The 621-nt window shown below is 50.2% G+C and carries 1 protein-coding gene and 1 pseudogene; both read left to right on the top strand.

Annotation, left to right across the window (positions count from 1 at the left end):
- Positions 1–356: hypothetical protein (locus A3750_RS01090; RefSeq protein ID WP_231871662.1), on the top strand; the 356-nt coding region annotated here is incomplete at its 5' end.
- Between the two features lie 4 nt (positions 357–360).
- Positions 361–621, top strand: a pseudogene (locus tag A3750_RS01085) (16S rRNA pseudouridine(516) synthase); the annotation flags it as partial.

The following is a 621-nucleotide window of genomic DNA, read 5'->3' as shown; positions in this document are numbered from 1 at the left end:
GTAAAAGGCAGCCAATCAGCAAGCTAATGCAACTTTCTGCTTCTAGCGTGTGTGCGTTGACGCATCACAGGCAAGGTACTTTCAACGATCACCCCAAGCAGACAATATCCAACGAGCTGGCTCTGAGTACAGTGACCATCCCAGATCTAGAAAACTTAGGCGACTATCAGCCTCTGCTTTTTACCCGCATCTCGGTATTCGCAGAACATAGATTAAACGATTACGAATCGTCTCTTACCCTACCAAGCCGATGTGTTGAGCTTGAACCATTGGTGTCGGGCGCCTGCTATCGTGCGTCCTACGCGTTGGGATCATACCCAAAGATTCAGTGGCAGCGCGAAGAGAACGGCAAGTAGAATCATGCAACAATCTCGCTCACGCCTAGACCGCTTCCTCCGAAGTCATGCAAATCTCAACAAGCACGACATTCGACGTCTACTCGCTCAACGACGGGTTCAAGTGGACGGTAATGTCACAACCGACGCAACGCACATCATTGATCACTTTTCCCACATCGTACTCGACGGACAAACACTACAAAGCAACACCCCTTATTACGTGATGCTCAACAAGCCCACCGGCGTAGTGAGCGCAACCAAGGATGATGCACACCGTACCGTT

It is taken from the genome of Oleiphilus sp. HI0079 (genome assembly GCF_001635105.1).
Note: the sequence above shows the minus strand (reverse complement) of the source record. Positions and strands in the feature narration are given on the sequence as shown.